Source organism: Streptomyces sp. LS1784 (assembly GCF_020103755.1).
Taxonomy (GTDB): Bacteria; Actinomycetota; Actinomycetes; order Streptomycetales; family Streptomycetaceae; genus Kitasatospora.
This window is the reverse complement of the sequence record NZ_JAHSQD010000804.1, coordinates 1-2,834: the sequence shown is the minus strand read 5'-3', so window position 1 is coordinate 2,834 and position 2,834 is coordinate 1. Positions and strand designations below refer to the sequence as shown.

At 75.1% G+C, this 2,834-nt stretch carries 2 protein-coding genes; both read left to right on the top strand.

Annotated elements, in window-relative coordinates:
• Positions 1–1,623: lipopolysaccharide assembly protein LapB (locus KS423_RS42630; protein WP_224285071.1), on the top strand; the 1,623-nt coding region annotated here is incomplete at its 5' end.
• Positions 1,624–1,832: 209 nt separating this feature from the next.
• Positions 1,833–2,483: a DedA family protein gene (locus KS423_RS42625; protein WP_224285070.1), complete on the top strand. Its 651-nt coding sequence runs from the start codon at positions 1,833–1,835 to the stop codon at positions 2,481–2,483.
• Positions 2,484–2,834 lie beyond the last annotated feature (351 nt).

Below are 2,834 nucleotides of genomic sequence, written 5' to 3'. Positions count from 1 at the left end.
ACCGAGGAGGCGCTCGCCCTGCTGCCCGGGCGGGCCGAGGCCGAAAAGCACGCCGACCTGCGCGGCGCCTGGACGCAGACGGTCGAGCTGCTGGTCGCGGCCGGCGCCCGGGAGAACGACGCCGAGCTGGGCGCCGTACTGGCCGGCTGGGTCGGCTACCTGGACGGCGTCGGCGCGCACCGCCCGTGCGTGGACCTGCTGCTGGCGGCGGGTCGGCTCGCGCTCGCCCGCGGCGCCCGCACGGTGGCGCTGACCCTCGCCGCGACGGGGGAGCGTAAACTCACCCGGTTGCGTCGCACCGACGGCGTGTCGGAGCAGGTCGCGGCACTGCGCGCGGCCGCCGAGGCACTGCCGGAGCCCGAGCTGCCCGTCCCGCCGGGCGAGCTGACGGCGCACCTGGCCGAGATCCAGGTGCCCTATGAGACCGGCGCCGACCTGCTCTCCGTCGCCCTGGACCGGTACCGGGGTGAGCAGGCCGGCGCCACCGAACTGGCGGTGCTCCTGGCCACCGTGCTGGGCGGCCTCGGCCACGCCCGTGCCGCGGCCGACCTGCTGTGGCGGTACGTGGAGGACGACCCGGCGGACCGCGAGCTGACCGGCGCGCTCGGCGAGATGCTGATCGAGGCCCGGGACGCCGAGGGCGTACGCCGCCTCGCCGACCGGGTGGCCGTCTCCGCCCCGGCCGACGGGCACTGGACACGTGCCCGGTGGGCCGCCGCCGAGGGCCGCTGGGCCGAGGCGCTGGAGCAGTGCCGGGCGATCCTGGCGCTGGACGACAAGGTGCTCAACACCCGCCGCCTCGCCGCCCACGCCGCCACCGAGCTGGGCGACCACGCCACCGCGCAGCGGCTGTACCTGGAGCTGCTGGAGCGCGCGGTGCCGGCCGGGGACGCCGGTGACGAGGACGGCCACCGGACGGTCCAGGAGCCGGACCTGTGGCACCTGATCACCGCGGCCAGCGCCAACCGGGACTGGGCCGTGGTCCGCTCCACCGGCGCGCTGCTCGACATCGAGTTCGACGAGCCCGAGGGCCCGGTGGACGAGGAGTGGCAGCTGGTCAGCATCCGCGCCACCCGCACCAACGGCGCGACGTCCGACCTGCCCGCCCTCCGGACGGGCCCGGCCACCGCCCGCATCCTGCCGGTGCTCGGCGACGACCTGACGCTCAACCACGGCGACGTGGTGGTCTTCGCCCCGGCCCTGCTGGAGCGCCCGCCGGCCGAGGACGCCCCCGAGGAGGAGCGGCAGCACTGGCGCCCGGTGTTCGGGCTGCTCACCCTGCTCGACCCGGCCGGGTACACCACGTACTGGATCGACGGCGGCCGGCCCGGCGACGAGCCGTGGTCGGTCCTGCGCGAGGAGCTGCACGAGGCCGGGTACGCGGTCTGGGTGTACAGCGGGGACCAGTACCGGATCACCGACCCGGCGGAGGACGGCGACACCCTGCCCGGCGTCTACGCGGCCCTCGGCGTTCCGCCGACCGCCTCGGCCGCCGAGGCCGACGCCCTGCTGCACCGGCTGACCGGCGGCTGGCCGCACCCGCTCGCCTGGCCGGAGCTGGCCAAGGCGGCCGGCGCGGACCTCTCCCGGCACGAGGAGATCGTCGAGCGCTACGGGCTCTGACCACCCTCGACCGCGCCGCGGCCCCGGCGGGCCGGTCCTCCAGGGCCGCCCCGCCGGGGCCGACGGCGTTCCGGGCGGGCATGCCTTTGGGCCCCGCGCGTTCCGGGGCCGTCCGCACTCCCGGTCGGGAACCTTCCGGCTCCGAACCGAGTCTTTGTCAATGCTTTACTGTTTCATTGCCAAGACCAGACCCCCGGAGTGCCCGCACCGTGACCAGCCTCGCCCTCGGCCCGTCCTGGCTCGATCCGACCACCCTGATCTCCACCTTCGGCCTGATCGGCATCCTGGCCATCGTCTTCGCCGAGTCCGGCCTGCTGATCGGCTTCTTCCTGCCGGGTGACTCGCTGCTGTTCACCACCGGCCTGCTGGTGGCCGGCGGCACCTACCTGCACCAGCCGCTCTGGCTGGTCTGCGCGCTGATCGTGGTTGCCGCGGTGGCCGGGGACCAGGTCGGCTACCTCTTCGGCCGCAAGGTCGGCCCGAGCCTCTTCCGCCGGCCCGACTCCCGGGTCTTCAAGCAGGAGAACGTCGAGAAGGCCGCCGCCTTCTTCGACCGGCACGGGCCCAAGGCGATCGTGCTGGCCCGCTTCGTGCCGATCGTGCGCACCTTCACCCCGATCGTCGCCGGGGTGAGCAGGATGAACTACCGCGGCTTCGTGGTGTTCAACCTGGTCGGCGGCGTGCTGTGGGGCGGCGGCGTCACCGTGCTCGGCTACTTCCTGGGGCAGATCCCGTTCGTCCGGGACAACATCGAGGCCATCCTGGTCGGCATCGTGCTGGTCTCGGTGATCCCGGTGGCGATCGAGCTGCTGCGGGCCCGCCGCTCCGGCGCCCCCGCCGACCGCCACCGCGCCGGGTAGGCGTCCGCCGCTCCGGCCACGCGACGCCGCGTACATGTGCGTCAGGCTGTTCGATCAGGCAAGGTGTAACCCGAGATCGAACGGTGGCCGGCGGCCACCAGGGGTGGCAAGGAGCGGAAGTGCCTAAGCGGGGCCGACCGGGTGCGGGCAAGCGGGCGAGGGGAGGCCGGGCAGTCCGACAGGCGCGGCAGGCACCCCCGAAGCCGGTGCACCCCGCCGAGGCCCCGCCCACCGAGGGCCTGCTCGGCCACCCCGCCCCGCCGGTCGAGCCCACCACCGTCGTCCCGCTCGCCCCGCCCGTCCCGGAGACCAAGGGCCTGCTGGCCCCCGAGCCGACACCCGAGCCGCGGC